The 23,351-nt window shown below is 74.3% G+C and carries 23 protein-coding genes; 15 read left to right on the plus strand and 8 right to left on the minus strand.

The genetic code is table 11. The features are described from left to right. Positions 1 to 130: 130 nt before the first annotated feature. Together ACZ34W_RS33540 and ACZ34W_RS33545 are read right to left on the minus strand one after the other, a co-directional pair. Positions 131 to 541 carry a VOC family protein gene (locus tag ACZ34W_RS33540; RefSeq protein ID WP_359811412.1) on the minus strand — a complete coding sequence of 137 codons (411 nt, stop codon included), beginning with the start codon at positions 539 to 541 and terminating at the stop codon, positions 131 to 133. A gap of 187 nt (positions 542 to 728) precedes the next feature. After that, on the minus strand, positions 729 to 2,465 hold the full coding sequence (locus ACZ34W_RS33545) for an amidase (RefSeq protein WP_465609562.1): 1,737 nt from the start codon (positions 2,463 to 2,465) through the stop codon (positions 729 to 731). Positions 2,466 to 2,610: 145 nt separating this feature from the next. On the opposite strand from ACZ34W_RS33545, the gene ACZ34W_RS33550 reads away from it, so the two are divergent. The 6 genes from ACZ34W_RS33550 (at position 2,611) to ACZ34W_RS33575 (ending at position 8,602) form a co-directional block, all read left to right on the plus strand. Then, on the plus strand, positions 2,611 to 3,336 hold the full coding sequence (locus ACZ34W_RS33550; protein WP_465609564.1) for a TetR/AcrR family transcriptional regulator: 726 nt from the start codon (positions 2,611 to 2,613) through the stop codon (positions 3,334 to 3,336). Positions 3,337 to 3,483: 147 nt separating this feature from the next. Continuing rightward, the gene (locus tag ACZ34W_RS33555; protein ID WP_465609566.1) at positions 3,484 to 4,110 is read left to right on the plus strand and encodes a hypothetical protein; all 627 of its coding nucleotides are present in this window, start codon (positions 3,484 to 3,486) and stop codon (positions 4,108 to 4,110) included. Between the two features lie 273 nt (positions 4,111 to 4,383). Then, positions 4,384 to 4,656 (plus strand): hypothetical protein, encoded by a 273-nt coding sequence (locus tag ACZ34W_RS33560; protein WP_465609568.1) that lies wholly within the window; start codon positions 4,384 to 4,386, stop codon positions 4,654 to 4,656. A 354-nt stretch (positions 4,657 to 5,010) separates the two neighbouring features. Next, on the plus strand, positions 5,011 to 6,318 hold the full coding sequence (locus ACZ34W_RS33565) for a discoidin domain-containing protein (RefSeq protein WP_465609570.1): 1,308 nt from the start codon (positions 5,011 to 5,013) through the stop codon (positions 6,316 to 6,318). A 2-nt stretch (positions 6,319 to 6,320) separates the two neighbouring features. Beyond that, positions 6,321 to 7,634 (plus strand): MFS transporter, encoded by a 1,314-nt coding sequence (locus ACZ34W_RS33570; protein ID WP_465609597.1) that lies wholly within the window; start codon positions 6,321 to 6,323, stop codon positions 7,632 to 7,634. Further along, entirely contained in the window at positions 7,631 to 8,602 is a 972-nt protein-coding gene (locus ACZ34W_RS33575) for a TolB family protein (protein WP_465609572.1), read from the plus strand. The genes ACZ34W_RS33570 and ACZ34W_RS33575 overlap by 4 nt, the downstream gene beginning before the upstream one ends. Positions 8,603 to 8,713: 111 nt before the next feature. Here ACZ34W_RS33575 and ACZ34W_RS33580 read toward each other — a convergent pair whose 3' ends face one another. Beyond that, entirely contained in the window at positions 8,714 to 9,874 is a 1,161-nt protein-coding gene (locus ACZ34W_RS33580; protein WP_465609574.1) for an iron-containing alcohol dehydrogenase, read from the minus strand. Between the two features lie 139 nt (positions 9,875 to 10,013). Here ACZ34W_RS33580 and ACZ34W_RS33585 point away from each other — a divergent pair, with 139 nt between their 5' ends. Further along, the gene (locus ACZ34W_RS33585) at positions 10,014 to 11,024 is read left to right on the plus strand and encodes a LysR family transcriptional regulator (RefSeq protein WP_465609576.1); all 1,011 of its coding nucleotides are present in this window, start codon (positions 10,014 to 10,016) and stop codon (positions 11,022 to 11,024) included. Positions 11,025 to 11,031: 7 nt separating this feature from the next. Here ACZ34W_RS33585 and ACZ34W_RS33590 read toward each other — a convergent pair whose 3' ends face one another. After that, positions 11,032 to 12,123 (minus strand): methyltransferase, encoded by a 1,092-nt coding sequence (locus ACZ34W_RS33590; protein ID WP_465609578.1) that lies wholly within the window; start codon positions 12,121 to 12,123, stop codon positions 11,032 to 11,034. Positions 12,124 to 12,286: 163 nt separating this feature from the next. Between ACZ34W_RS33590 and ACZ34W_RS33595 the strand changes: the two genes are divergently transcribed. Beyond that, positions 12,287 to 13,276: an alpha/beta fold hydrolase gene (locus tag ACZ34W_RS33595; RefSeq protein ID WP_465609580.1), complete on the plus strand. Its 990-nt coding sequence runs from the start codon at positions 12,287 to 12,289 to the stop codon at positions 13,274 to 13,276. A gap of 72 nt (positions 13,277 to 13,348) precedes the next feature. On the opposite strand, the gene ACZ34W_RS33600 is transcribed toward ACZ34W_RS33595, so the two are convergent. Continuing rightward, positions 13,349 to 13,600, minus strand: a complete 252-nt coding sequence (locus ACZ34W_RS33600; protein WP_465609582.1) for a hypothetical protein — start codon at positions 13,598 to 13,600, stop codon at positions 13,349 to 13,351. Between the two features lie 94 nt (positions 13,601 to 13,694). On the opposite strand from ACZ34W_RS33600, the gene ACZ34W_RS33605 reads away from it, so the two are divergent. Next, positions 13,695 to 14,285 carry a CocE/NonD family hydrolase C-terminal non-catalytic domain-containing protein gene (locus ACZ34W_RS33605; protein WP_465609584.1) on the plus strand — a complete coding sequence of 197 codons (591 nt, stop codon included), beginning with the start codon at positions 13,695 to 13,697 and terminating at the stop codon, positions 14,283 to 14,285. 19 nt (positions 14,286 to 14,304) lie between these two features. On the opposite strand, the gene ACZ34W_RS33610 is transcribed toward ACZ34W_RS33605, so the two are convergent. The 3 genes from ACZ34W_RS33610 to ACZ34W_RS33620 all read right to left on the minus strand — a co-directional run bounded on the left by ACZ34W_RS33610 (position 14,305) and on the right by ACZ34W_RS33620 (position 17,716). After that, positions 14,305 to 15,882 carry a phytoene desaturase family protein gene (locus ACZ34W_RS33610; RefSeq protein ID WP_465609586.1) on the minus strand — a complete coding sequence of 526 codons (1,578 nt, stop codon included), beginning with the start codon at positions 15,880 to 15,882 and terminating at the stop codon, positions 14,305 to 14,307. A gap of 83 nt (positions 15,883 to 15,965) precedes the next feature. Then, the gene (locus tag ACZ34W_RS33615; RefSeq protein WP_465609588.1) at positions 15,966 to 17,021 is read right to left on the minus strand and encodes a magnesium and cobalt transport protein CorA; all 1,056 of its coding nucleotides are present in this window, start codon (positions 17,019 to 17,021) and stop codon (positions 15,966 to 15,968) included. 191 nt (positions 17,022 to 17,212) lie between these two features. Beyond that, complete coding sequence (locus ACZ34W_RS33620; protein ID WP_329491069.1) at positions 17,213 to 17,716, minus strand: Lrp/AsnC family transcriptional regulator; 504 nt, start codon at positions 17,714 to 17,716, stop codon at positions 17,213 to 17,215. 227 nt (positions 17,717 to 17,943) lie between these two features. Between ACZ34W_RS33620 and ACZ34W_RS33625 the strand changes: the two genes are divergently transcribed. The 6 genes from ACZ34W_RS33625 (at position 17,944) to ACZ34W_RS33650 (ending at position 23,238) form a co-directional block, all read left to right on the plus strand. Further along, on the plus strand, positions 17,944 to 19,599 hold the full coding sequence (locus tag ACZ34W_RS33625; RefSeq protein ID WP_465609590.1) for a PLP-dependent aminotransferase family protein: 1,656 nt from the start codon (positions 17,944 to 17,946) through the stop codon (positions 19,597 to 19,599). A gap of 228 nt (positions 19,600 to 19,827) precedes the next feature. Next, the gene (locus tag ACZ34W_RS33630) at positions 19,828 to 20,382 is read left to right on the plus strand and encodes a TetR/AcrR family transcriptional regulator (protein ID WP_465609600.1); all 555 of its coding nucleotides are present in this window, start codon (positions 19,828 to 19,830) and stop codon (positions 20,380 to 20,382) included. 123 nt (positions 20,383 to 20,505) lie between these two features. After that, the gene (locus tag ACZ34W_RS33635; protein ID WP_329491072.1) at positions 20,506 to 20,673 is read left to right on the plus strand and encodes an agmatine deiminase family protein; all 168 of its coding nucleotides are present in this window, start codon (positions 20,506 to 20,508) and stop codon (positions 20,671 to 20,673) included. 342 nt (positions 20,674 to 21,015) lie between these two features. Then, positions 21,016 to 21,543, plus strand: coding sequence for a MarR family winged helix-turn-helix transcriptional regulator (locus tag ACZ34W_RS33640; protein ID WP_465609593.1), 528 nt, complete (start codon positions 21,016 to 21,018; stop codon positions 21,541 to 21,543). Then, complete coding sequence (locus tag ACZ34W_RS33645; RefSeq protein ID WP_329491075.1) at positions 21,540 to 22,400, plus strand: ATP-binding cassette domain-containing protein; 861 nt, start codon at positions 21,540 to 21,542, stop codon at positions 22,398 to 22,400. Before ACZ34W_RS33640 ends, ACZ34W_RS33645 begins: the two co-directional genes overlap by 4 nt. After that, a complete protein-coding gene (locus tag ACZ34W_RS33650) occupies positions 22,360 to 23,238 on the plus strand; it encodes an ABC transporter permease (protein ID WP_465609595.1) in 879 nt (292 codons plus the stop codon). Before ACZ34W_RS33645 ends, ACZ34W_RS33650 begins: the two co-directional genes overlap by 41 nt. The last annotated feature ends 113 nt before the right edge of the window (positions 23,239 to 23,351 follow it).

The raw sequence follows: 23,351 nt of genomic DNA on the forward strand, positions 1-23,351 counted from the left end.
TGCCCATCGGCGTCTTCGAGCGACCGGGGGTGGCCGAGACGGCTGCCCCCCGGACGTGTCCACGTGCCGCCGGCACCCCTCCCGGGTGGTCCCGCGGCGGCTCGCACAGCCGCGCCGGTACCCGTACGGCTCAGCGCAGTTCCTGGATGCGGATCAGATTGCCCGCGGGATCGCGGAACGCGCAGTCGCGGACGCCGTACGGCTGGTCGGTCGGCTCCTGGACGACCTCGCTGTCACCGGCCTGCACCTTCTCGAAGGTGGCGTCGAGGTCCGGGGTGGCCAGCAGGATCCAGCCGTAGGTGCCCTTGGCCATCATCTCGGTGATCGTGCGGCGCTCGTCCTCGGTGATGCCGGGGTCGGCGGCGGGCGGCGCCAGCAGGATCGACGTGCCCGGCTGCCCGGCCGGGCCGACCGTGATCCAGCGCATCCTGCCCTGCCCGACATCGCTGCGGACCTCGAAGCCCAGGACGTCGCGGTAGAAGACCAGCGACGCATCCGGGTCGTCGTGCGGAAGGGTGGTGGTGTGAATGCTGATGTCCATGGCGTGCAGGCTAGGGGCAACGCCGTGGCCCGCGCTTCTCGATTCCTGATCGATCGGGACACATTCGGACGTCGGCGGAGATGTCGGGCGGCGCGCCCTCGCGTCCCACGCCAGCGGCGGGGCGGAGCGGGGAGACCCCGGCCCCCGCCCCGCTCCGCCCCGTCACATCACGTCACGTCACGTCACGTCACTCGGCGGGCAGTCGAGGGGTGCGCGGCGGTTCCGTGCGGCGGGCGGCCGTCGCCTCGAAGGCGGCGCCGAGGGTCAGGAGCGCGTTGTCGTCGTAGGCGCGGCCGGCGAAGGTGAGGCCGACGGGCATGCCGGTGTCGGTCATGGTGCCCATGGGCACGGTCACCGTGGGGATGCCGAGGTGACGGGGGACCAGGTTGCCGTTGGCGACCCAGACGCCGTTGCGCCAGCCGAGGTCGGCGGACGCCTCGGAGACCTCCATGTCGGCGGGGCCGACATCCGCGACCGCGGGGAACACGACGGCGTCCAGGCGCAGTTCGTCCATCCACTCCTCCAGGTCGACCCGGCGGGTCTCCTCCAGTCCGCGCAGGCCCGCTTCGAGGTGCGGCATGTCGGTGAAGGAGGCGTACGGGCGCTCGCGGACGAAGCGCGGGTAGTCGCCGATGGTGTCGTCGAAGCCGTCGTAGCGGTCGGGGAGTTCGCCCTGCTGCTTGGGCCAGATGCGGTCGCCGTCGACCTCGGCCAGGGTGGCGAGCGCGGGGTCGGCGTTGGCGCGCAGGAAGTCGTCCCACGCCCAGGCGGAGAGGTCCTCGATCTCGACGGTGAGGTAGTCACGGCCGACCAGGCCGCGGGTGAGCAGCGAGGGCGTGCCGGGGCGGTCGGACTCGTAGTTCGACACGACGGGGAAGTCGACCTCGACGACCTCGGCGCCGGCGGCCTCCAGGTCGCGACGTGCGGCTTCCCACAGGGCGATCACCGAGGGGCGGGTGTCGATCCGCTGTCCGGTCTGGCCGCCGATGCCGCCCTCGGGGTTCGTCCCGGCCTCGGGGTCGGCGTTGATGTACATCCTGGGCACGCCGACGCGCTTGCCGGCGAGCGCGGCCCGCGCCGCCCCGGCGTCGGCGGGGGCGAGGGCCGGGTAGGAGGCGGGCCGCACCCGGGAGGCGGCGGGCAGCGGCACCCACGGCTGGGCGCGCCACAGGTCGCCGCGGGTCTCCGGGTCGTCGGCGACGATGACGTCGAGCAGCTCGAACAGGTCGGCCATGGTGCGGGTGTGCGGGACCACGACGTCCATGGTCGGCACGAGCGGCCAGTTGCCGCGCACCGAGATCACGCCGCGGCTGGGCGTGTAGGCGCACAGCGCGTTGTTGGAGGCGGGGGCCCGGCCCGAGGACCAGGTCTCCTCGCCGAGGCCGAACGCGCCGAACGACGCGGCGGTCGCGGTGCCGGAGCCGTTGGAGGAGCCGGAGCCGTAGGCGCTGGTGAGCCAGTCGGCGCTGTACGGGCTCTCCGCGCGGCCGTAGACGCCGCGCTGCATGCCGCCGTTCGCCATCGGCGGCATGTTGGTCAGGCCGATGAGGACGGCGCCGCCCGCGCGCAGCCGCTCGATGGCGAAGGCGTCGCGCTGGGCGACGAGGTGCTCGAAGGCCGGCGAACCGGCGGCGGCCGTCAGCCCCTTCGCGAGGTAGCTGTCCTTCGCGGTGTACGGGATGCCGTCCAGCGGGCCGAGCGTCTCGCCGCGCGCGCGGCGAGCGTCGGAGGCCTCGGCCTCGGCGCGGGCGTCCGGGTTCATCACGACCATCGCGTTGAGGGCGGTGGCGGTGCCGGGCCGGTCGTACGCGTCGATCCGTGCGAGGTAGGCGTCGAGCAGCTCGACCGCGGTGGTCCGGCCCTTCTCCAGTGCCTCGCGCAGGTCGGCGATACAGGTCTCCACAACGTCGAATCCGCGCGTCATGCGGGTGCCTCCTGGGTGGGGGTCGGGCAGGTGGATCGCCGGGCGGCGGGCCGGTCGCGCGTACGCGGCCCACCACGCCTCCGGCGCACTGACTAGAATTTCAGTCTAGACTACGGATCTAGACCCCCAGGATCGAGGTGCGGCCATGTCGACGCGAGAGACCGAGCCGGTGACGGGTGCCGCGCAGGGTGCCGAGGCGGGCGGCGCGTCGGGCGCTGGGACGGGCACTGAACCGGGCGCCGCTCCCCAGCCCTCCCCGACCTCGGTCGACCGGAAGCGCCAGCCCAGCGGCGACGAAGCGCGGGGGCGGGCGATGCGGGCCGCCATCAGCGTCATCGCCGAGAAGGGCACCGCGGCCGTGCGGATGTCGGACATCGCCGCGCGGGCCGGCATGAGCACCGGGCACATCCTCTACCACTTCGGCAAGAAGGACCGGCTGCTGCTGGAGGTCCTCGCGTGGAGCGAGGCGGACCTCGGCACCCGGTTCGAGCGGGCCGCGGACGAGGCCGCGTCCCCCGCCGAGAAACTGGCGCTGTTCGTCCGCTACTACCTGCCCCGCCACCCGGGCGACGAACGCTACGCGCTGTGGACGCAGGTGCTGGCCCAGTGCCACGACGACGCCGGCCGGCAGGTTCTCACCGACCTGTCCGACGTCTGGGAGGAGCGGCTGGAAGCCGTCCTCCGGGAGGGGCGGGCGCTGGGGCAGTTCGCCGACGTGGACCCTACCGAGTTCGTCATCAGGGCGGTGGCCATGCTCAACGGGCTCTCCGGGGACGTGATGTTCGGGCGGGCCCGTTGGCAGCACGCCTCGGCGCACGCCTTCGCGCTGGCCGCGCTCGAACGCGAACTGCGGCCGACCGGCCGGGCCTGAGGACGCGCCCCGCTGCCGTCGCACGGGTCCGGCACACCGGGGCCACCGCGTGCGGCGCGAGGGCCGGCGACGACCGGCGGGGCCGGCCTGTGCGGCCGCCCGGCGGCAGGCTGTGCGCGGTGCCTCGGGCTGCGGGAGCATGCCCTCATGGACACCGAGACTCTCGTACGCACCCGCCGGGCCCTGCACGCGGTGGCCGAGCTGGTCCTGGCCGGGCCGCAGTACCGGGACAGCGGAACCATCAGGCTGCGCGCCTGCGCGGGGGGCTTCGCCACCACGGCCGAACCGCGGCTGTGGGTGATCGGCGCGGAGCTGGTCGCGCCCGGGCAGGCGCTGTCCCTCGAATGGACCACCTGCACGGCGCTCGGTGCGGCCCTCGGACTCGCGGTCGGTGCCCCGGCCGGGCTGTACGGGGACGGACCGGTCGTGGCCGCCGACGACGCCGTCGAGGCGGACCCGTCCGCCGCCCGCCGGCTCGCGCGGTGCTTCGCGCTCGGGGACGCCGCGTTGCGCGGGCTGTTCGCGGGGGCGGACCCGGTCATCTGGCCCGAGCACTTCGACATCGGGGTGACCGTCGACGGCGTGAACTACGGCGTCTCACCCGGCGACGCGTTCCAGGCGGAGCCGTACGCGTACGTCGGCCCGCCCACCCCGCGGCGGGGCGAGTTCTGGAACGCGCCGTTCGGCGCCGCCCGGCCGATCCGCGAACTCGGCGGCGTCATCGGCACCATGGCGTTCCTGGAGCAGGGCCGCGGGCTGGCCGCCACGGCCTGACCGGCCGGCGCGCGAGGGCGCTCCCGGCGGGACGGGGCCCGGCGGCGCTCCCTCGGCGGCCGGGGGCCTCGCACTCCCGCGCCGAACGGTGACGCAGGTCATGGCGGAGGTGGCACCTGGCTGCGGCTTCGGGTGTCCGGCTGGTGTGAGAGCACGGGGGAGAGCACCGGGCGGCTCGGACGAGGACGTGGTGCTGGAGCGGACGGCGGCGATCCGCCGGCTGTCCCGCCGGGTCGTGCACGTGCTGCTGACGGCGCGTCCGGCCTCGTCGGGGTGGTCGTCAGGGACAGCGTCGGCCTGGTCGGCCTGGTCGGCCTGGTCGGCCTGGCGGCGCTCGGCGCGGCGCCGTGCGGGGCGTCGTTCGCCTGGACCCCGCCGGCCGGTTGGCTCGCGTTCACCCTCCTCGTACCGCCGCCGGGCGGCACCGCGGGGCAGGTGCTCCACTGGATGGCCGTTCTGCCCGGCACGGCGGCGTCCACCGGGACGGCGTGGGCCCTGTTCGCGACCGGCGCCGCGGCGTACGCGGCCGCAGGTCCGAGGCGGTAGCGGGCATTCCGGCGGTCGGTCGGGGCCGTGGAGACGGGTCCGGCGAGGCGTTCGGACAGGGCCACGATCCGCTGGGCGGGCGGAAGTTCGGTGCTGCCGAACTATTGGTAGGGAACTTTACTATCCATTAGGCTGTCGGTCGGCGGCTTGGCACGGCACCCCGGCTCGAAGGGGGTGTGACGTGCTCAGCGAGAGCTCTGACCCGGCCGCTGCGGTGGCGCGGTTGCCGCTCGCCCGGTGAGTTCGTGTGCTGTGGACCGGAGTCCAGCTCTCGCCATCTACTCAAGGTCATGGAGTTCAGGGATGCGTCTGGGTGTCTCGGCAAGACCTGTTCGTGTCGGAGTGTTCGCCGCTGTGATCACGTTGCTCGGCGGCCTGTTGCTCGGCTGGTCCGGGCAGGCGGGGGCGGCGGTCGACCCGCTCCTCTCGCAGGGGAAGGCCGCGACGGCCTCCTCCACCGAGGGGTCGTCGTACGCGGCGGGGAAGGCGTTCGACGGGAGTACCTCCACCCGGTGGGCCAGTGTGGAGGGGAAGGACCCGCAGTGGCTGCGGGTCGACCTCGGGATGAGCGCCAACGTCTCGCGGGTGAAACTGAGTTGGGAGGCCGCCTATGCGAAGGCGTACCGGCTGGAGGTGTCGGCGGACGGGGTGACCTGGACGGCGGTGGCCGAGGAGAAGGCCGGTAACGGCGGGACGGACGACTGGACGGGGCTGGCCGGAAAGGGCCGCTACGTCCGGATGTACGGGACGGCGCGCGGGACGTCGTACGGGTACTCGCTGTTCGAGATGCAGGTGTACGGGGTACCGGACGGCACTCCGTCGCCGACCGGCACCCCCTCGCCGACCGGTACCGCGCCGGGCGGGGCGTTCACCGTGGTGGCGGCGGGCGACATCGCCGCCCAGTGCACCGCCGCGGACAGCGGCTGCGCGCACCCGAAGACGGCCGCGCTGGCCCAGCAGATCAACCCCAAGTTCTACCTGACGATGGGTGACAGCCAGTACGACGACGCCCGGTTGGCGGACTTCAAGGCCTACTACGACAAGACCTGGGGGGCGTTCAAGGCGAAGACCCACCCGGTGCCGGGCAACCACGAGACCTACGACCCGGCCGGGTCGCTCGCCGGGTACAAGGCGTACTTCGGCAGCATCGCCTACCCGCAGGGGAAGAGCTACTACAGCTTCGACGAGGGCAACTGGCACTTCGTCGCGCTGGACTCCAACGCCTTCGACCAGAGCGCCCAGATCGACTGGCTGAAGGCCGACCTGGCGGCCAACGGGAAGAAGTGCATCGCCGCCTACTGGCACCACCCGCTGTACTCCTCCGGCGGCCACGGCAACGACCCGGTCTCCCGGCCGGTGTGGAAGATCCTCTACGGGGCCAAGGCCGACCTGGTGCTGAACGGGCACGACCACCACTACGAGCGGTTCGCCCCGCAGGACCCGGACGGGAAGGCGACCGCGGACGGGATCGTCGAGATCGTCGGCGGGATGGGCGGCGCCGAGCCCTACCCGATCGAGCAGGTCCAGCCGAACAGCCAGAAGCGGATCAGCGGTGACTACGGCGTGCTGAAGCTGGACTTCACCGACTCCGGCTACGGCTGGAGCTACGTCGGGACGGACGGCCAGGTCAAGGACACCAGCCCGAAGTACAGCTGCCACTGATGATGTACCTCGCCACCACGGGCCGCCGTCCGGACGCGCCGTCCCGCCCCGCCGGGGCGGGACGGCGCGTCCCGGGCACGGTCGTCGCGCTCGGCGCGGTCAGCCTGGTCACCGATGTCTCCTCGGAGATGGTCACCGCCGTGCTGCCGCTCTACCTGGTGCTGGGGCTCGGCCTCTCGCCGCTTCAATTCGGGTTCCTCGACGGGCTGTTCAACGGGGCGACGGCACTGGTCCGGCTGCTCGGCGGCAAGCTCGCCGACCGCGGCGGCGGCCGGCACCGGACGGTCGCCGGGGTCGGCTACCTGCTGTCGGCGCTCTCCCGGCTCGGGCTGCTGCTGGCCGGCGGCGCGGCCGCCGGGATCGCCGCCGCGCTGGCCGCCGACCGGCTCGGCAAGGGCGTGCGGACCGCGCCGCGGGACGCGATGATCTCGCTCAGCGCGCCGCCGGAGGAGCTCGGGCGGGCGTTCGGGGTGCACCGGGCGATGGACACCACGGGGGCGCTGCTGGGCCCCCTGGTCGCGTTCGTGGTGCTGTGGGCGACGGCGGACGCGTACGACGCGGTCTTCGTGGTCAGCTTCGCCACCGGGCTGTTCGGCGTGCTGGTGCTGGTGCTCTTCGTCCCGGCCGGGGCGAGGCCGGCGGTCGGCGTGAAGCCGGTGGCCGATGTGAAGCCGGCGGTCGGCGTGAAGCCGAGGCCGGCCGGCGGGAGGACCGGCGAGCGCGGCAGGACGGGGAAGAAGCCCAGGGCACTCGGCGACCCGGTGTTCCGGCGGGTCGTCACGGCCGCCGTGCTGCTGGGCGCCGCGACGATCGGCGACTCCTTCCTCTACCTGCTGCTCCAGCGCGGCCTGGACCTGCCGGCCCTGCTCTTCCCGCTGCTGCCGCTCGGCGCCGCGGCGTGCTACCTGCTGCTGGCCGTACCGGCGGGCCGGATCGCGGACCGGTCCGGGCGGCGCACCCCGTTCCTCTGGGGGCACGGTGCGCTGCTCGCGGCCTACCTCGTGGTGATGGCCCCGCCGGGCTGGCCGGCCACCGTACTCGTCCTGGTCCTCCTGGGCGTCTTCTACGCCGCCACGGACGGTGTGCTGATGGCACTCGCCGGGCCGGTCCTGCCGCTCGACGGCCGGGCGAGCGGGCTCGCGGTGCTGCAGACCGGTCAGGCGCTGGCCCGGCTGGTCGGCGCGGCGGGCTTCGGTGCGGCCTGGACGTGGTGGGGGCCGCGTCCGGCCCTGGCGGCGGCCGCGCTCGCGCTGGCCGCCGCACTCGTCGCGGCACGGCGGATCCTGCCGGAGCGGCCGGAGAGGGAGGTCTCGTGAAAGCGCGTTCGCTGGTGCTGATCACCGCGGCCCTGGTGCTGCTGGGCGGTTCCCTGGGGTACGTCCTGCACGCCAGGGAACGCGGCGGCGGGCAGCGGCTGGTGGCCGCCGCGAGCTCGTTCACCCTGGACGAGCCCGGGCTCTACTACCGGGATTCCGCCACCGGGCGGGTCGCCCGCGGTCCGGGGGTGGCGGACGGCCCGTCCTGCGTCCGCTTCCACGCCGCGGGGGACCGGGCGTTGTGCCTGCGCGCGCTGCCCGGCACCCCGGCCCGGACCCAGGCGGTGGTGTACGACCGGAAGTTCACCGAGCTCCAGTCGGTGACGGTGCCCGGGATCCCGAACCGGGCCCGGGTGTCGGCCTCCGGCCACCTGCTCGCCTGGACCGCCTTCGCGGTGGGGGACTCCTACGCGGCGGGCACCTTCTCCACCCGGACGTCGGTCCTGGACCTGCGTACCGGCTACCTGGTCAAGTCCATCGAGTCCATCCCGCTGACCGTCGACGGCGCCCGCTACCACGCCGCCGACGTCAACTACTGGGGCGTCAGCTTCGCCGCCGACGACAACCGCTTCTACGCCACCGTCTCGACCGGCGGCCGGACCCACCTGGTCGAGGGGGACCTCCGGGCCTGGTCGGCCCGCACCCTGCGGGAGAACGTGGAGTGCCCCTCGCTCTCGCCGGACGGCACCCGGATCGCCTTCAAGAAGAAGGTCTCGACCGACCCGGCGGCGCCCTGGCGGCTCCACGTGCTGGAGCTGGCGGGGATGGGCGAGCACCCGCTGGCCGAGTCGCGCAGCGTGGACGACCAGGCGGTCTGGCTCGACGGGGAGACGCTCGGGTACGCGCTGCCCGGCCAGGGCGGCAAGGGCACCGACGTCTGGAGCGTGCCGGCGGACGGCGGCGGGGCGCCGCGGCTGCTGGTGCCCGGCGGCTCGTCGCCGGTGGCCGTGGCCGCGGCGCCGAACTGAGCCGGGGGCCGGCACCACGCGGCCGTGCCGCCTCGACCGGCCGCCCGGGCTGGGCCGACCCGGCGCCACCGCACCGTGCGGACGGGTGAGCCCGGCGGGCGTCGGCGGTGATCAGGCGTAGATCCGGGCGTAGAGCTCCTGGATCTGCTCGGCGGTGGGCACGACGGGGTTGTGGGCGGGGGAGCCCGACCCCAGGGCCTGCTCGGCCATCAGGGGCGTCAGCCGGGCCCACGCGGCCGGGTCGATGCCGTGGGCGCGGGGGGTGGGGACGGCCAGGTCGTGGCAGAGCTCGTGGAGGGCGTCGACGAGCTTGGCGGCGGCCGCGCCCTCGGCGTCCGTCACGCTCGCGGTGCCCAGGGCGCGGGCGCAGTCGGCGTACCGGCCGGGGGCCGCGGCCACCGAGAAGGCGGTCACCGCGGGGAACAGCATCGCGTTCGACAGGCCGTGGGCGACGTGGAAGTGGGCGCCGATCGGACGGCTCATGCCGTGTACGAGGGCGACGCTGGAGTTCGAGAAGGCCATCCCGGCCTGGGTCGCGGCCAGCATCATGGCCTCGCGCGCCACGGCGTCCGAACCGTCCGCGTAGACGCGGCGCAGATGGCGGCCGATGGTGGCGATCGCGGTGAGGGCCAGACCGTCGGAGAAGGCGTTGGCCTTGCGGCTGACGTACGCCTCGACGGCGTGGGTGAGGGCGTCGACGCCGGTGTCGGCGGTCAGCCGGGGCGGCATCGACAGGGTCAGGTCCGCGTCGACGACGGCGGCGATCGGCTGGAACGCCGGGCCCAGGCAGAGCATCTTCTCGTCCGTGCCGCTGTCGGTGATGACGGTGACCTGGGTCGCCTCCGAGCCGCTGCCGGCGGTGGTGGGGGCGGCGATCACCGGGAGCGCCGGCCCGTGGTTGACGCGCGGCGCCTTGTAGTCGCGCATCCGACCGCCCTGAACGCCCAGCAGGGCGAGCGCCTTGGCGCTGTCCATCGGGCTGCCGCCGCCGAACCCGATGACGGAGTCCGCCCGGTGCCCGTGCAGCGCCTCCAGGCCCGCGGCCAGCGAGTCGGTGGTCGGGTCGGGCACGGTGCCGGAGAACAGGCGAGGGCTCAGCCCGGCCCGGGCCAGCGTCGCGGTCACCCGCTCCGCCGCGCCCGTCCCGACCAGGAACGCGTCGGTGACGAGCAGGGGCCGGCTCAGCCCCAGTCCGGCGACGACGTCGCCCAGTTCCTCGACGGCGCCGCGGCCGACGCGCACGATCCGGGGCAGGGACAGGCCGGCGACCATTGGGGGACCCTCTCGACGCGGGGAGGAACGGCGGCCGGGTGCGCCGGCCGACGGTGCCCCGACTCTGCCGCCCCCGAGTCGTGCGCTCAAGCACCAATCGTGCAGACGGGGTGTGCGCGAATGCAGATACGCTGCCCCGGTGCCCTCCCGTACCCGCCCGGTCGGCGACGACCCGGAGCCGCCGCCGCGGCCGGAGCACGGCGGCCCCGACCCGCGCGCACTCCGCGCGGACGACCTGCGGTACCTGCTCGCCGTCGCCCGCACGGGCCGGCTGGTCAGCGCGGCCGACGCGCTCGGCGTGGACCACACCACGGTGTCCCGCCGGATCACCGCGCTGGAGAAGAGCCTCGGGGTACGGCTGATCGAACGCGGCACGGAGGGCTGGGGCCTGACCGACGCCGGCCGGTCCGTCGCGGACAGCGCCCGCGCGATCGAGGACGCCCTCGTCAGGGTCGTCGACGCGGTCTCCGGTCAGGACGCGCCGTCCCTGCACGGCACCGTCCGGGTGAGCGCCCCGGACGGCTTCGGCACCGTCTTCGCCACCCCGGCACTGGCTCGGGTACGCCGGCGCCACCCCCGACTGCGCGTCGAACTCATCACGGCCACGCGGCAGTTGAATCTGCGCCCGACCGGCTTCGACCTCGCCCTGGCGATCGGCCGGCCACCGCGCAGCCGCCTGGTCACCGAGCACCTGACCGACTACGCGCTGGGCCTGTACGCCGCCGACGAGTACCTCGCGCGGTCCGGTCCGCCCGGCTCGGTCGCCGAGCTGCGGGAGCATCCGCTGATCTTCTACATCGACTCGATGCTCCAGGTCGGCGACCTCGACATCGAACGCCATCTGCCGGGCGTCACACCCGCGTTCTCCTCCACGAACGTCTTCGCCCAGGTCGAAGCCACCCGACTCGGCGCCGGGATCGGCGTGTTGCCGGCCTTCCTCGCCGAACGGGCCCTGCTGCGAAGGCTGTTGCCGGACGAGGTCGACATCCGGCTGCCGATCACGCTGGCCGTACGGCGCGAGGCGGTGACCCACCCCGCCGTCCGGGTCGTCCGCGACGCCCTCCACCACGAGGTCGCCCACCGCACCGCCGAACTCCTCCCCGCCGACTCGACCCGGGAGCCGGGACCACCACCTTCGAGCAGTACATGATGATCCGTCAGGCCGGAACGGCCTCGACCACGGAAAGGACGGTGGGGGTGGGGAGGACGCGGGAGAGGCGTAGGCCGGCGCGGTCGAAGAGGGCGGCGAAGTCCGCCTCGGTGCGTTCGCGGCCGGTGAGGGAGGCCATCATCATCAGGTCCAGGGTCTTGGACTGGTGCGGGGCGTTGCCCCGGGGGACCACCGCGTCCAGGACCAGGACGCGGCCGCCCGGGTGGAGCGAGCGGCGGCAGCTGGTCAGCAGGGTCACGCAGGTCTCGTCGTCCCAGTCGTGCGTGATGCGCTTGAGCAGGTGGATGTCGCCGGGCGGTGCGGACGCGAAGAAGTCGCCCTCCGCGAGGGTCCAGCGGCCCGCGATCTCCTTGTCGGTGTCGAGACGATGGCCGGCCAGGACGTGGGCGCGGTCGTAGAGGACGCCCGCCACGCCCGGGTTGCGGCGCAGCACCTCCAGCAGCAGGCCGCCGTGGCCGCCGCCGACGTCCACGACGGTGCCGGTCTCCGGGAAGTCGTAGGCCGCCGCGATGACCGCGTTCTCGGCGTCGGACATCGCCGCCATGCCGCCGTGGAAGACGGCGGCGGTCCGCGCGTCCTGGGCGAACCAGTCGAAGAACGGCATGCCGAAGATGGCCTCGAACGACGCGGTGCCCTCGGTCAGGCAGCTCGTCAGCTCGCCGGCCGGCTGCCACATGGTGCGGTCGGTGAGCATCTGGACGGCCGTCCGGGCCGAGCAGGGGACGTCGCTGCGCAGCGCCTGGCCGGCGTCGGTCAGCGTGAACCGGCCCGCGTCGTCCTCCGCCACCACGCCCCGGGTGGCGAGCAGGCGCAGCACCCGGTGCAGGCTGCGGGCGTCCAGGCCGGTCGTGGTGGCGAGTTCGGCGGGCGTGCGGGGGCCGTCCGCGAGGTGGTCGGCCACGCCGACGTCGGCGGCGGCGCGGAGGGCGGCGGGGAAGAGGAAGCCGAGGGCCTCGTCGATGAGGAAGGCCGAGGAACGGCGGTAGCGGGCCTCGGGATCGGCCGCGCCGCCGGGCTCGGCGGCGGTGTCACCCGCCGCCGTCCGCTCGTCGAAGTGCTTGGCCTCGTCCTGGCGCATGCCGTCCTCCTCGCATCCGTGTCCCCGCCCGGGAAGGCTGCCCACGGGCGACGGGACCGAAGCGCACCACCCACCGGTCGGGTGCGGACGTTCGCCGGGGAACGACCCGCCTGGCCGTAGGGTCGTCGTGACACGTGACGGAAATCCGCGAAGGAGCGGCCCGATGGCGACCGGCCGGCGCATCCTCAAGGTCAACGGCGCGGAGCTGAGCGCCGACCTCCTCGGCGATCCCGCCGATCCCGCCGTCCTCCTGATCCACGGCGCGGGCCACTGCGCGCTCAACTGGAGCGACGGCTTCGTCCGGCGGCTGGCCGACGGGGGCAGGTTCGTCATCCGGTACGACAGCCGCGACGCGGGGGGATCGACGACCTACCAGGTGGGCGCCCCGCCGTACGGGCTGCCGGACCTGGCCGACGATGCCGCCGTCCTGATCGGCGCCCTCGGCCTGGGCGCGGCCCACGTCGTCGGCATGTCGCAGGGCGCCGCGGTCGGCCAGCTGCTGGCCCTCGACCATCCGGACCGGGTGGCCACGCTCACCTGCGCGTCGTCCACGCCCGGCATCCCCGGACAGGAGCAGGCGGACCTCCCGCCGATGTCGGACCGGCTCGCGGCCTTCTTCGCCCGGTCCGAGGCCCAGTCCGAGGCCCAGTCCGAGGCCGGTTCCGGGGCCGGGTCCGGGCCCGGAGTGGAGGACGGTGACGGCGAGGCCGGAGCGGACGGCGGTGGCGGGGTCGACTGGTCCGACCGGGACGCCGTCATCGCCTCGATCGTCGAGGGCGAGCGCCCCTTCGCCGCCGTCTCGCGGCCGTTCGACGAGGACGCCGCGCGCCGGCTGGCCGCCCGGGTCGTGGACCACGCCGCCGACATCGCCGCCCAGTCGACCAACCCCTACCTCCTCGATGCCGGCCGCCCCTGGCGCCACCGGCTCGGCGGGATCACCGCGCCCACCCTGGTGCTCCACGGCGACGAGGACCCGCTGTTCCCGGTCGAGCACGGGCGCGCCCTGGCGGCGGAGATTCCCGGCGCCCGCTTCATCGCCCTCGAACGCACCGGGCACGAGGTCTTTCCCGAGGGGACGTGGGACGTCGTCGTCCCGGCGCTCCTCGCCCACACCCGCCGGCCGGGCGGCCCCGCCGCCCCGGGCCGGCCGTAGCGGGGAACGCGGGGAGACCCCCGCGTCGCAGCGCCGGGGCGCCGCGTCGCGGGGGTCTCCCGGGTGGACCGGTCAGCAGTGGACGCTGCGCTCGCACTCCTCGTAGCGGCGGATCTGCGCCTCGATGGCGGCCGCGCGGGCGTCCGTGACGTTGGCCTCCTGGAAGTGGCCCTGGCTGCGCAGGCGCTGGGCCTGCTGGCGCAGCTTGGCGGCCTGGACCTGCAGCTCACCGATGTTGACCGAGACGGAGGCGCGGGCCTGGGCGGGCGCGGCGGCGAGGAGCAGGCCACCGGCGAGAACGGCCGAGACGGTCAGTGCGGACATGCGACGGAGCATGGTTTCCCCCCTGGTTGTTCGATGGTTCATGTGCTGTTCGGTCATCCGTCGAACTGATGACTGCTCAGTAGCGTAAGTGATCATGCCCGATGACCGGGCACCGGACGCCGCATTGCGGACGTTCGGCGGGTCGGCGACCCTGCCGATCGGCGGGGGTGGGGCGGGGCGGCGGGGTGATCCATCGACGGCTACTGGCAACGCCTTCGGGGCGAGCGGCGGCGTCGCCCTGCTGTCCGGGCTGGCGGACCAGGTGCTCCACCGGGCGCCGACCGCGGCCGTCCCGCTGCTGGACCGCTCCGCCGCCGTCGTCCGGCAGTCGCCGCCCCGGCCGCAGGGCCTGGCGGTGCGCGGAGCGGCCCGGGTGCACACCACGGTGACCGCCTCCGCCCCGCAGGGCACGGCCGTCGCCTACCTCTACGACGTGGACGCGCTGGGCGTGGGCCGGCTGATCTCGCACGGCCCGCAGAGCTGGTCCGACCGGACGCCGGGGCAGCCGTTCCCGCTGGACGTCACGCTCTTCGCCACCGCCTACGACCTGCCCGCCGGTCACCGGCTCGCGCTGGTGCTCGGCACCCGGGACGCCCTCTACGGCGGTCGCACGCCGTCCGGCTCCACCGTGACCTTCGGCTCCACGCCGGCCGACCCGGCCGTGCTGGACCTGCCGGTGCGCTGAGCCGGCGGCCGTTCGGCGGCTACGGCCCGAGGTCCTCCAGGACGGCCTGTGCCGCGTTGTGGCCGGGGATGCCGCTGACACCACCGCCGCGGACCGCCCCCGCGCCGCACAGCAGCACGTTCGGGTGCGCCGTCGCCACGCCCCAGCGGGCGGCGGCGCCGTCCGGCTCCCCGGTCGCGTAGGGGAACGCGAGGTCCCGGTGGAAGATGTGACCGCCCGGCAGGCCGACCTCCCGCTCCAGGTCCAGCGGCGTCCTGACCTCCACGCACGGCCGCCCGGCGGCGTCGGTGGCCAGGCAGTCGGCGAGCGGCTCGGCCAGCACCTCGTCGAGCCGGGCCAGGCTCGCCGCGAGCGCGAGCTCCTTGGCCGCCGGATCGGTGAACAGCCGCGCGGGCATGTGCAGTCCGAACAGGGTGAGCGTCTGGAGCCCCTGCCGGAGCGCCTCGGGCCCGAGGATCGACGGGTCGGTGAGGGTGTGGCAGTAGATCTCCGACGGCGGCACCGAGGGCATCCGGCCGGCCGACGCCTCGGCGTGGGCCGTCTCCAACTGCCGGTACCCCTCGGCGATGTGGAAGGTCCCCGCGAAGGCGTCGCGGGGATCCGCGGCCGGGTCCCGGAGCCGTGGCAGCCGGCGCAGCACCATGTTGACCTTCAGCTGGGCGCCCTCCGGGGCGGGCCCGGGGTCCTCGCCCAGCAGCCGGGCCAGGACGGCCGGAGCGGCGTTCGCCAGGACCCGGCGGCCCACCGCGGTGGCCTCGCCGCCCCGGTGGCGGTAGGACACCTCGGCCTCTCCGGTGCCGTCGGTGGCGACGGCGGTGACCTCGCAGCCGGTCCGGATCTCCGCGCCGGCCGCCAGCGCCGCCTCGGCCAGCGCGCCCGTCACCGCGCCCATCCCGCCGACCGGGACGTCCCAGTCGCCCGTCCCGTTGCCGATCACGTGGTACAGGAAGCAGCGGTTCTGCAGCAGCGAGGGGTCGTGGGCGTGGGTGAAGGTGCCGATCAGCGCGTCCGTCAGCACCACGCCGCGGACCAGGTCGTCGGTGAAGGTCCGCTCGATCGTCTCGCCCAGCGGGCGTTCGAAGAACGACTCCCAGACGGCGTCGTCCGCGACCCGCCGGCGCAGCCCGGCCCGGGCGGGCAGCGGCTCGGTGAGCGTCGGGAACACCCGCTCGGCGAGCTTCCCGGTCGCCGCGTAGAAGCTCTGCCAGGCCTCCCACTCGCGCGGGTCACCGGTCAGCGCCCGGAAGGACGCCGCGGTCCGGGCGGGGTCGGCGGCGTCCACCAGCAGACCGGTCGGCCGGCCGTCCCGGACGGTGGGCGTGTAGGAGGAGATCCGGCGCCGCCGCAGGTCCAGCCGGAGCCCGAGGTCCCGGACGACCCGGCGCGGCAGCAGGCTCACCAGGTACGAGTAGCGCGACAGCCGGGCGTCCACGCCCGCGAACGCCCGGGCCGACACCGCCGCCCCGCCGACCTGCGCCAGCCGTTCGAGCACCAGCACCCGGAGGCCGGCCCGGGCCAGATAGGCCGCCGCCACCAGGGCGTTGTGGCCGCCGCCGACGATCACGACGTCGTGCCGGGAGAGCGGGTCCGCGTTCACGCGGTCACGCTACGCCTCGGCGGGCGGGTGGGGAACAGGCCGCGCGTCAGGTGGCCGGTATCCGCCGCGGGCGGTGGGCCGCCCTACCCCATCGGGGCTCTCGGGGTGTGCCGGACGGCGCTGTTCGCCCCCGGGACCGGGGGTGCCGGGCGGGCGCGCCGCCGGCGCAGCCAGATGTACAGCAGCAGGCACGGCAGCAGCAGGCCGCCGACGTTGAGCGCGACGAACGCGGTGAGGCTGCCGATGTGGTCGACCAGCCAGCCGAAGTTCTGGCCGAAGAAGCCGACCACGAAGGACAGCGGGAGGAAGACGGTCGCGACGATGGTGAGCCGCTCCATGGTGGCGGTCTGCCGGAGGTTGATCCGGTTCTGCTCGACGGAGATCACCGCGATGTTCGCCTCCAGGACGGTGGCCAGCAGGTCGCGCTGGGCGGCGACCTCCTCGTTGACCAGCAGCAGGTGGTCGTGCACGTCCCGGAAGTACGGCAGCAGTTCGGGCGCCGACCGGCCGGGCTGGAGCCGCCGGGCGAGCACGGCGAGCAGGGGGTGGACGACCCGGTAGAAGTCGGTGGCCTCGCGGCGCAGGAAGTAGATCCGTTCGGTCGGGGCGACCGTGCCGGAGAACACCGTGGCCTCGATCTCCTCGATGTCGCGTTCGAGTTCGGTGACGACGGGCGCGTAGCTGTCGACCACCTGGTCGAGGATCGCCCACAGGGTCGAGGCGCTGCCGGTCCGCAGCAGTTCGGGGCTGCGTTCGAGCCGGTTGCGGGCGCCGGCCAGCTCGCTGGCGATGCCCTGGCGGACGGTGATCACGAAGTGCTCGGCGAGGAAGACGCTGATCTCGCCGGAGTCGACCTCCTCGCGGTCGTCGTCGTAGCGCGCGGTGCGCAGGATGATCAGCTCGGTGCCGTCCTCGTACCGCTCGGCCTTGGGCCGCAGGTGGTGGGCCTGGGCGTCCTCGACGGCGAGTTCGTGCAGTCCGAAGCCCTCGCGCACGGTGGCCAGCTCCTCGGAAGCCGGTTCGAACAGGCCCAGCCAGACGAACCCGCCCTGCGCGCAGCGCGCGGCCGCCTCCTCCAGCGGCATGGGGCCCTCGTGCTGGCGGCGTCCGTCGCGGTAGTGCGCGCAGTCGACGATCATGGCCTTCCTCCTCGTGCCCGGCCGACCGCGCCGAGTGCCGCCGCACCGGCGGGCGCGGCCGCCGCGGTCGCCCCCGCACTCGATGCTCCTCCGATTCGGCCGGACGTGCCGCACCGGCGGGGCCCGGGTACCCCGGTACCCCGCTGCTCCGGCGGACCGGCCGGTCCGCCGCTCGCCGGGGGCTCGGCCGCTCAGCCGGTCGACGGGAGCGGGTCGCCGAGGTAGCGGCGGCCGGCTATCTGCTCGAAGATCAGGTTGGTCCGGGTCTGCGCCACCGCCGGGTGGGTGGTGAGGTGGTCCACCACGAAGTCGCGCAGGCCCTCGGGCCCGGCGACGCCGACGTGCAGCAGGTAGTCGTCGGACCCCGCCATGTGGAACACCGCCAGGACGCCGGGCAGGTCGGGGGCGGTGCCGCGGAAGCTCTCGTTCTGCTCCCGGGTGTGGGCGCGCAGCCGGACGGAGATCATCGCCTGCAGCGGCAGGCCGATCGCGGCGGGGTCGACGTCGGCCCGGAAGCCCCGGATGATCCCGCGCTCCTGGAGGGCGCGGACCCTGGCCAGACAGGTGGAGGGGGCGATGCCCACCGCCTCGGCGAGCGCGTTGTTGGGCAGCCGGGCGTGCTCGGAGAGGACGCGCAGGATGGCCCGGTCCACGTCGTCGACGGGCGCTCTGCGGGGCGGTGGAATGTTCGGCATGCCGGGCAGGATTCCAGCTGTCTCCGCCGATCCGCAAGATCTCGGGCCGTGCCACCGAATCTTGTGCGGAGGAACTTCCCCCGGGCGCCGGGAAGTTCCATCCTGACCGCGAGCGTCGAACGCCCCTGCGGCGTTCCCCGCCGGTGGACGGCCCGCGGCGACCCCGTGCGGCCCCCACCGCGACCCCCACGTCGCCCCCCACACCAACACCCTGGAGTGCCGCGCCCATGAGCCCGACCGCCACCTTCGCCGCCGCGACCGCCGTCGACCCGGGGGCGGAGCTGGACGGCCGCGACTTCGTGCTCCCCACCGGCGGGCTGGACGACGACCGGCGCCTGCGCGCCCTGGACACCGTGGACGAGTACCTGACCCGCAAGCGCCGGCACCTGGTGGGCTACCAGGCCACCCAGGACATGCAGGGCTGCGCACTGGACCTGGCCCGGTTCATGCCGAACAACATCAACAACCTCGGCGACCCGTTCCAGAGCGGCGGCTACAAGCCGAACACCAAGGTGGTCGAGCGCGCGGTGCTCGACTACTACGCGGCCCTGTGGAACGCCGAGCGGCCGCACGACCCCGCCGACCCCGAGTCCTACTGGGGCTACATGCTCTCGATGGGCTCGACCGAGGGCAACATGTACGCGCTCTGGAACGCCCGGGACTACCTGAGCGGCAAGGCGCTGATCCAGCCGCCGACGGCCCCGTTCGACGCCCTTCGGTACGTGCAGGCCGCGCCCGACCGGGACAACCCGAACGCGCACCGGCCGGTGGCCTTCTACTCCGAGGACACCCACTACTCGTTCGCCAAGGCGGTGCGGGTGCTGGGTGTCGAGACCTTCCACGCCGTGGGCCTGGAGAAGTACGCGGACCGGTGCCCGCTGGTCGACCCCTCCACGGGGCGCCGCGAGTGGCCCACCGAGGTGCCCTCCCGCCCCGGCCCCTCGGGCCTCTCCTGGGACGGCCCGGGCGAGATCGACGTCGACGCCCTCGCGGTGCTGGTCGAGTTCTTCGCCGCGAACGGGCACCCGGTCTTCGTGAACCTCAACCTCGGCAGCACCTTCAAGGGCGCCCACGACGACGTCCGGCAGGTCTGCGAGCGGCTGCTGCCGATCTTCGAGCGGTACGGCCTGGTCGAGCGCCAGGTGGTCTACGGCACGGACCCGCGGACCGGGGAGCCGCTGGTCGACCTGCGCCGGGGCTTCTGGATCCACGTGGACGGCGCGCTCGGCGCCGGCTACGCGCCATTCCTGCGGCTGGCCGACCAGGACCCGGCGTACGGCTGGACCCCCGACGTCGAGCTGCCCGAGTACGACTTCGGCCTGAGGCTGCCCACCCGGGAGCACGGCGAGCTGGACATGGTCTCCTCGATCGCGATGAGCGGCCACAAGTGGCCCGGCGCGCCCTGGCCCTGCGGCATCTACATGACGAAGGTCAAGTACCAGATCTCGCCGCCGTCCCAGCCGGAGTACATCGGCGCGCCGGACACCACCTTCGCGGGCTCCCGCAACGGCTTCTCCCCGCTGGTCATCTGGGACCACCTGTCCCGGCACTCCTACCAGGACCAGGTGGACCGGATACGCCGGGCCCAGGAGCTGGCCGGGTACCTGGAGCGGCGGCTGCGGGGGATCGAGCGGGAGACGGGCGTCGAACTCTGGCCGGCCCGCACCCCGGGCGCGGTCACCGTGCGGTTCCGCAAGCCGAGCCCCGAGCTGGTGGCGAAGTGGTCGCTGTCCTCCCAGGACGTGCTGATGGTCCCGGGCGACGAGACCACCCGCCGCAGCTACGTGCACGTCTTCGTGATGCCCTCGGTCGACCGGGCGAAGCTGGACGCCCTGCTGGCCGACCTCGCCCGGGACCCGGTCGTGCTCGGGTCGGCCGGGTGACGCGAAGGGCCGCCGGGCCCGGCCCCGCGGCTCAGGCGGAGCGGGTGAGGCGGATCGAGTGGGGTGGCGGCGCCGGCCCGGTGGGAGGGCCCACGGCTGCGCCGGTGTCCGGAATCGCACCGGATCATCCCCCCCGACTGTAGTTTCAGTCAGGTTCGGGTTGGAGGCAGCCACCGGGCGGACCTCCCGATAGGATGATCCCCCGTGGCTGACCGTCGAAGCTTGATCATGGAAGCGGCCGCGCGGGTCATCGCCCGGCGCGGTGTCCGCGGGCTGCGGGTGGAGGAGCTGGCGTCCGAAGCCGGCGTCTCCACCGCGCTGATCTACTACCACTTCAAGGACCGCGCGGGGATCCTCCGGGCGACGTTGGAGTTCATCAACGACCGGGCCGGTCGCTACACGACCGAGCGCGCTCCGGACGCCCCGCCGCTGGACGCCCGGAGCGAGCTGGAGCAGACCCTGCTGCTGGAGCTCCAGGACACCCCCGAGGTGCGGGAGAACAGCACGGCCTGGGGCGAGCTGCGGGCGAGCGCGGTGTTCGACCCGGACCTGCGGGAGGACCTAGCCCGCGCGACGCTGGTGTGGGTGCAGGAGGTCGCCGACCTGCTGGGCAAGGTGCGGCCGATGAACGGGGCCGCCGCGCTGGCGAGTTCCGCCGAGCGGCTGACCGCGCTCATGGAGGGGCTCAGCGTCCGGTGGCTCAGCGGCAGCCTGCCGGGGGAGCACGCGCGTGAGCTGATGGCCGGTGCGATCGACATCGAGCTGGAGCGGCTGCGCCGCTAGGCGCCGAGGTCCGGACCGGACCGGTCCGGACCTGTTCGTGCCCGGGGAAGCGGGCCCGACTCGGCGGGTCACACCCGTGTCCGCGGTCTTGATCGAACTTTCAGTCAGACTGAGAGCGGGGCTGTGGCGCCGGGTACGACGGCCCGACCGCCCACGGCCGGGCCACCGGTCACCCGTTGGGCACTCGCCGAGGCGTTTTTCGGGCGCGAGGTCGTCCAGCTCGACGTCGACCGCCTGGTGGCCGGGGTCGGCGGCATCCACTGCTCCACGATGCAGGGGCCGCTCCCGTAGCAGCGGCCCCGGCCCCACGTTCCGCGCCGCCCAGTTCGGGGATTCCCCCCTCCGACGCCGCGGCGAAGGCGACGCTCCGGTCTGCTCTTCCCCGGCCGGGTCGTCGAGCAGCTGAACATCGACCGCATCGGCCTCGGCGGGGGCGGCATCCACTGCGTCACCCGACCGCAGCCGGTCCCGTAGTGGCGGCCCGGCCCGGCGGGTGCGCGCCGGGCCGGGGTCTACCGGCCGTTCGGAGCCCCCGGGGCGGTGGCGTGAATCCGACGTGGACGTCCGGTCCGAGCGGCGTTCCACCGCCCGCGCCCTGGACGGATAGCTCTCACTGAGAGCTAAAATGGAGGCATGACCGCGGATGTCACGGACACCTCCGACACCGCCCTGGGCGACGAGTTCTCCACCCTCCTCGTCGGGATCCAGCGCCTGGTCCGACGACGGCTGCGGGAGGGCCTGACCGAGCCCCGGCTGCGCGGCGCGCAGGTCGAACTGCTGCGCCTGGTGGCCGACTCGCCGGGCCTGCGGGTCTCGGACGCGGCCGCGGAGCTCTGCCTGGCCGGCAACTCGGTCTCCACCCTGGTCAACCAACTGGTCGCGCTGGGCCTGCTGCGCCGCGAGGTGGACCCGGCCGACCGCCGGGCCGCCCTGCTCCACGTCACCGACGAGGCGGTCGAACGGCTCGCGGCCTGGCGGGCCCGGCGGTCGGCGCTGGTCGGCGAGGTCGTGGCGGGGCTGTCCGCCGAGGAGCGGACGGCGCTGGACGCCGCGCTGCCCGCGCTGCGCGGCGTCGCGGTGGGTCTGCGCGCCCGAGCGGAGACGAGGCCGGAGACGACGAAGCCGGAGAAGCCGGCGACGAAGGGGAGGGTGCGGCGATGACGTCGGGCGAGGACGAGGCGGTGGTCTGCCGCGGCCTGGAGTACTCCTTCCATCGCGGCCGGGGGAAGGACGGTGCCACCAAGGCGGTCGACGGGGTCGACCTGACGGTCCGCACCGGCGAGGTGTTCGGCCTGCTCGGCCCCAACGGCGCCGGCAAGACCACCACGATCCGGGCGATCACCACCCTGCTCCCGACGGCCGCCGGCATGGTCCGGGTCTTCGGCCACGACGCGGCCCGGCAGCGGACGCAGGTGCGCCGGCTGCTGGGCTACGTCCCGCAGCAGCTGTCCGCCGACGCGGGGCTGACCGGTCGCGAGAACGTCGCCCTGTTCGCCCGGGTCTTCGACGTGCCGAGGTCCGAGCGGTCCGAGCGGGTCGCCCAGGCGCTGGCCGCCGTCGACCTCACCGAGGCCGCCGACCGGATGGCCGGCACCTTCTCCGGAGGCATGGTGCGCCGGCTCGAACTCGCCCAGGCCCTGGTCAGCGCCCCGCGCCTGCTCGTCCTGGACGAGCCGACGATCGGCCTGGACCCGATCGCCCGGGCCGGCGTCTGGGAGCGCGTCGACGCGATCCGCCGGGCCACCGGGATGACCGTCCTGGTGACCACCCACTACATGGACGAGGCCGACCGGCACTGCGACCGGATCGCGCTGATGGACCGCGGCCGGATCCGCGCGCTCGGCACCCCGGGAGAGCTCAAGGACCGGGTCCGGGAACAGGACCCGCGGCAGTCCGAGCCCAGTCTGGACGACGTGTTCCGCCACTTCTCGGGCCGCGGCCTGGGCCGTGGCGAGGCCACGGAAGGAGACTTCAGCGATGTCCGCCGAACCCGTCGCACGGCCGGCCGTGTCGGCTGAACCCGCCGGCCCCGCCCCGGCCGCCGACCTGCCCGACCTCGCTCTGCTGCTGGTCCCGCCGCGTGCCCGCACCGGGTGGCGGGTGGTGCCGGCCCGGGTGGCCGCGATGTGCGTGGTCGAACTGCAGAAGCTGCGCCACGACCGGACCGAGCTGTACACCCGGGCGGTCCAGCCGGCGCTCTGGCTGCTGGTCTTCGGCGAGACCTTCACCCGGCTGAAGGCGATCCCGACCGGCGGGATCCCGTACCTGGACTTCCTGGCGCCCGGGATCATCGCCCAGTCGGCGATGTTCATCGCGATCTTCTACGGCATCATGATCATCTGGGAGCGGGACTCCGGCGTGCTCACCAAGCTGCTGGTCACCCCGACCCCGCGGGCCGCGCTGGTCACCGGGAAGGCCTTCGCCGCCGGGGTCAAGGCGGTGCTGCAGGCCGCCGTGGTGGTGGTGCTCGCGGCGGCGCTCGGGGTCGCGATGACCTGGAACCCGCTGCGGCTGCTCGGCGTCGTGGTCGCGGTGGTGCTCGGGTCGGCCTTCTTCTCGTGCCTGTCGATGGCCATCGCCGGCCTCGTGCTCACCCGGGACCGGCTGATGGGCATCGGCCAGGCGATCACCATGCCGCTGTTCTTCGCCTCGAACGCGCTCTACCCGGTGGACCTGATGCCCGGCTGGCTGCAGGCGGTCAGCCGGGCCAACCCGCTCAGCTACCAGGTCGACGCGCTGCGGGGGCTCCTCATCGGCACCCCCGCGCACCTTCCGCTGGACTTCGCGGTGCTGACGCTGGCCTCGGGGCTCGGCATCGCGGCGGCCTCCGGGCTGCTGGGGCGGCTCGCGCGGTAGCGACCGGGCCGCGTCGGTGTCCGGGTGTGCCACGACGCCGCTGGACCGGACCGGGTGGTCGGGTGCAGCGGCGTTGTCGTGCCCGGGTGGGCGGGTGTGGCGGGTGGTGCTGG

This window comes from Kitasatospora sp. NPDC022856 (assembly GCF_055561235.1).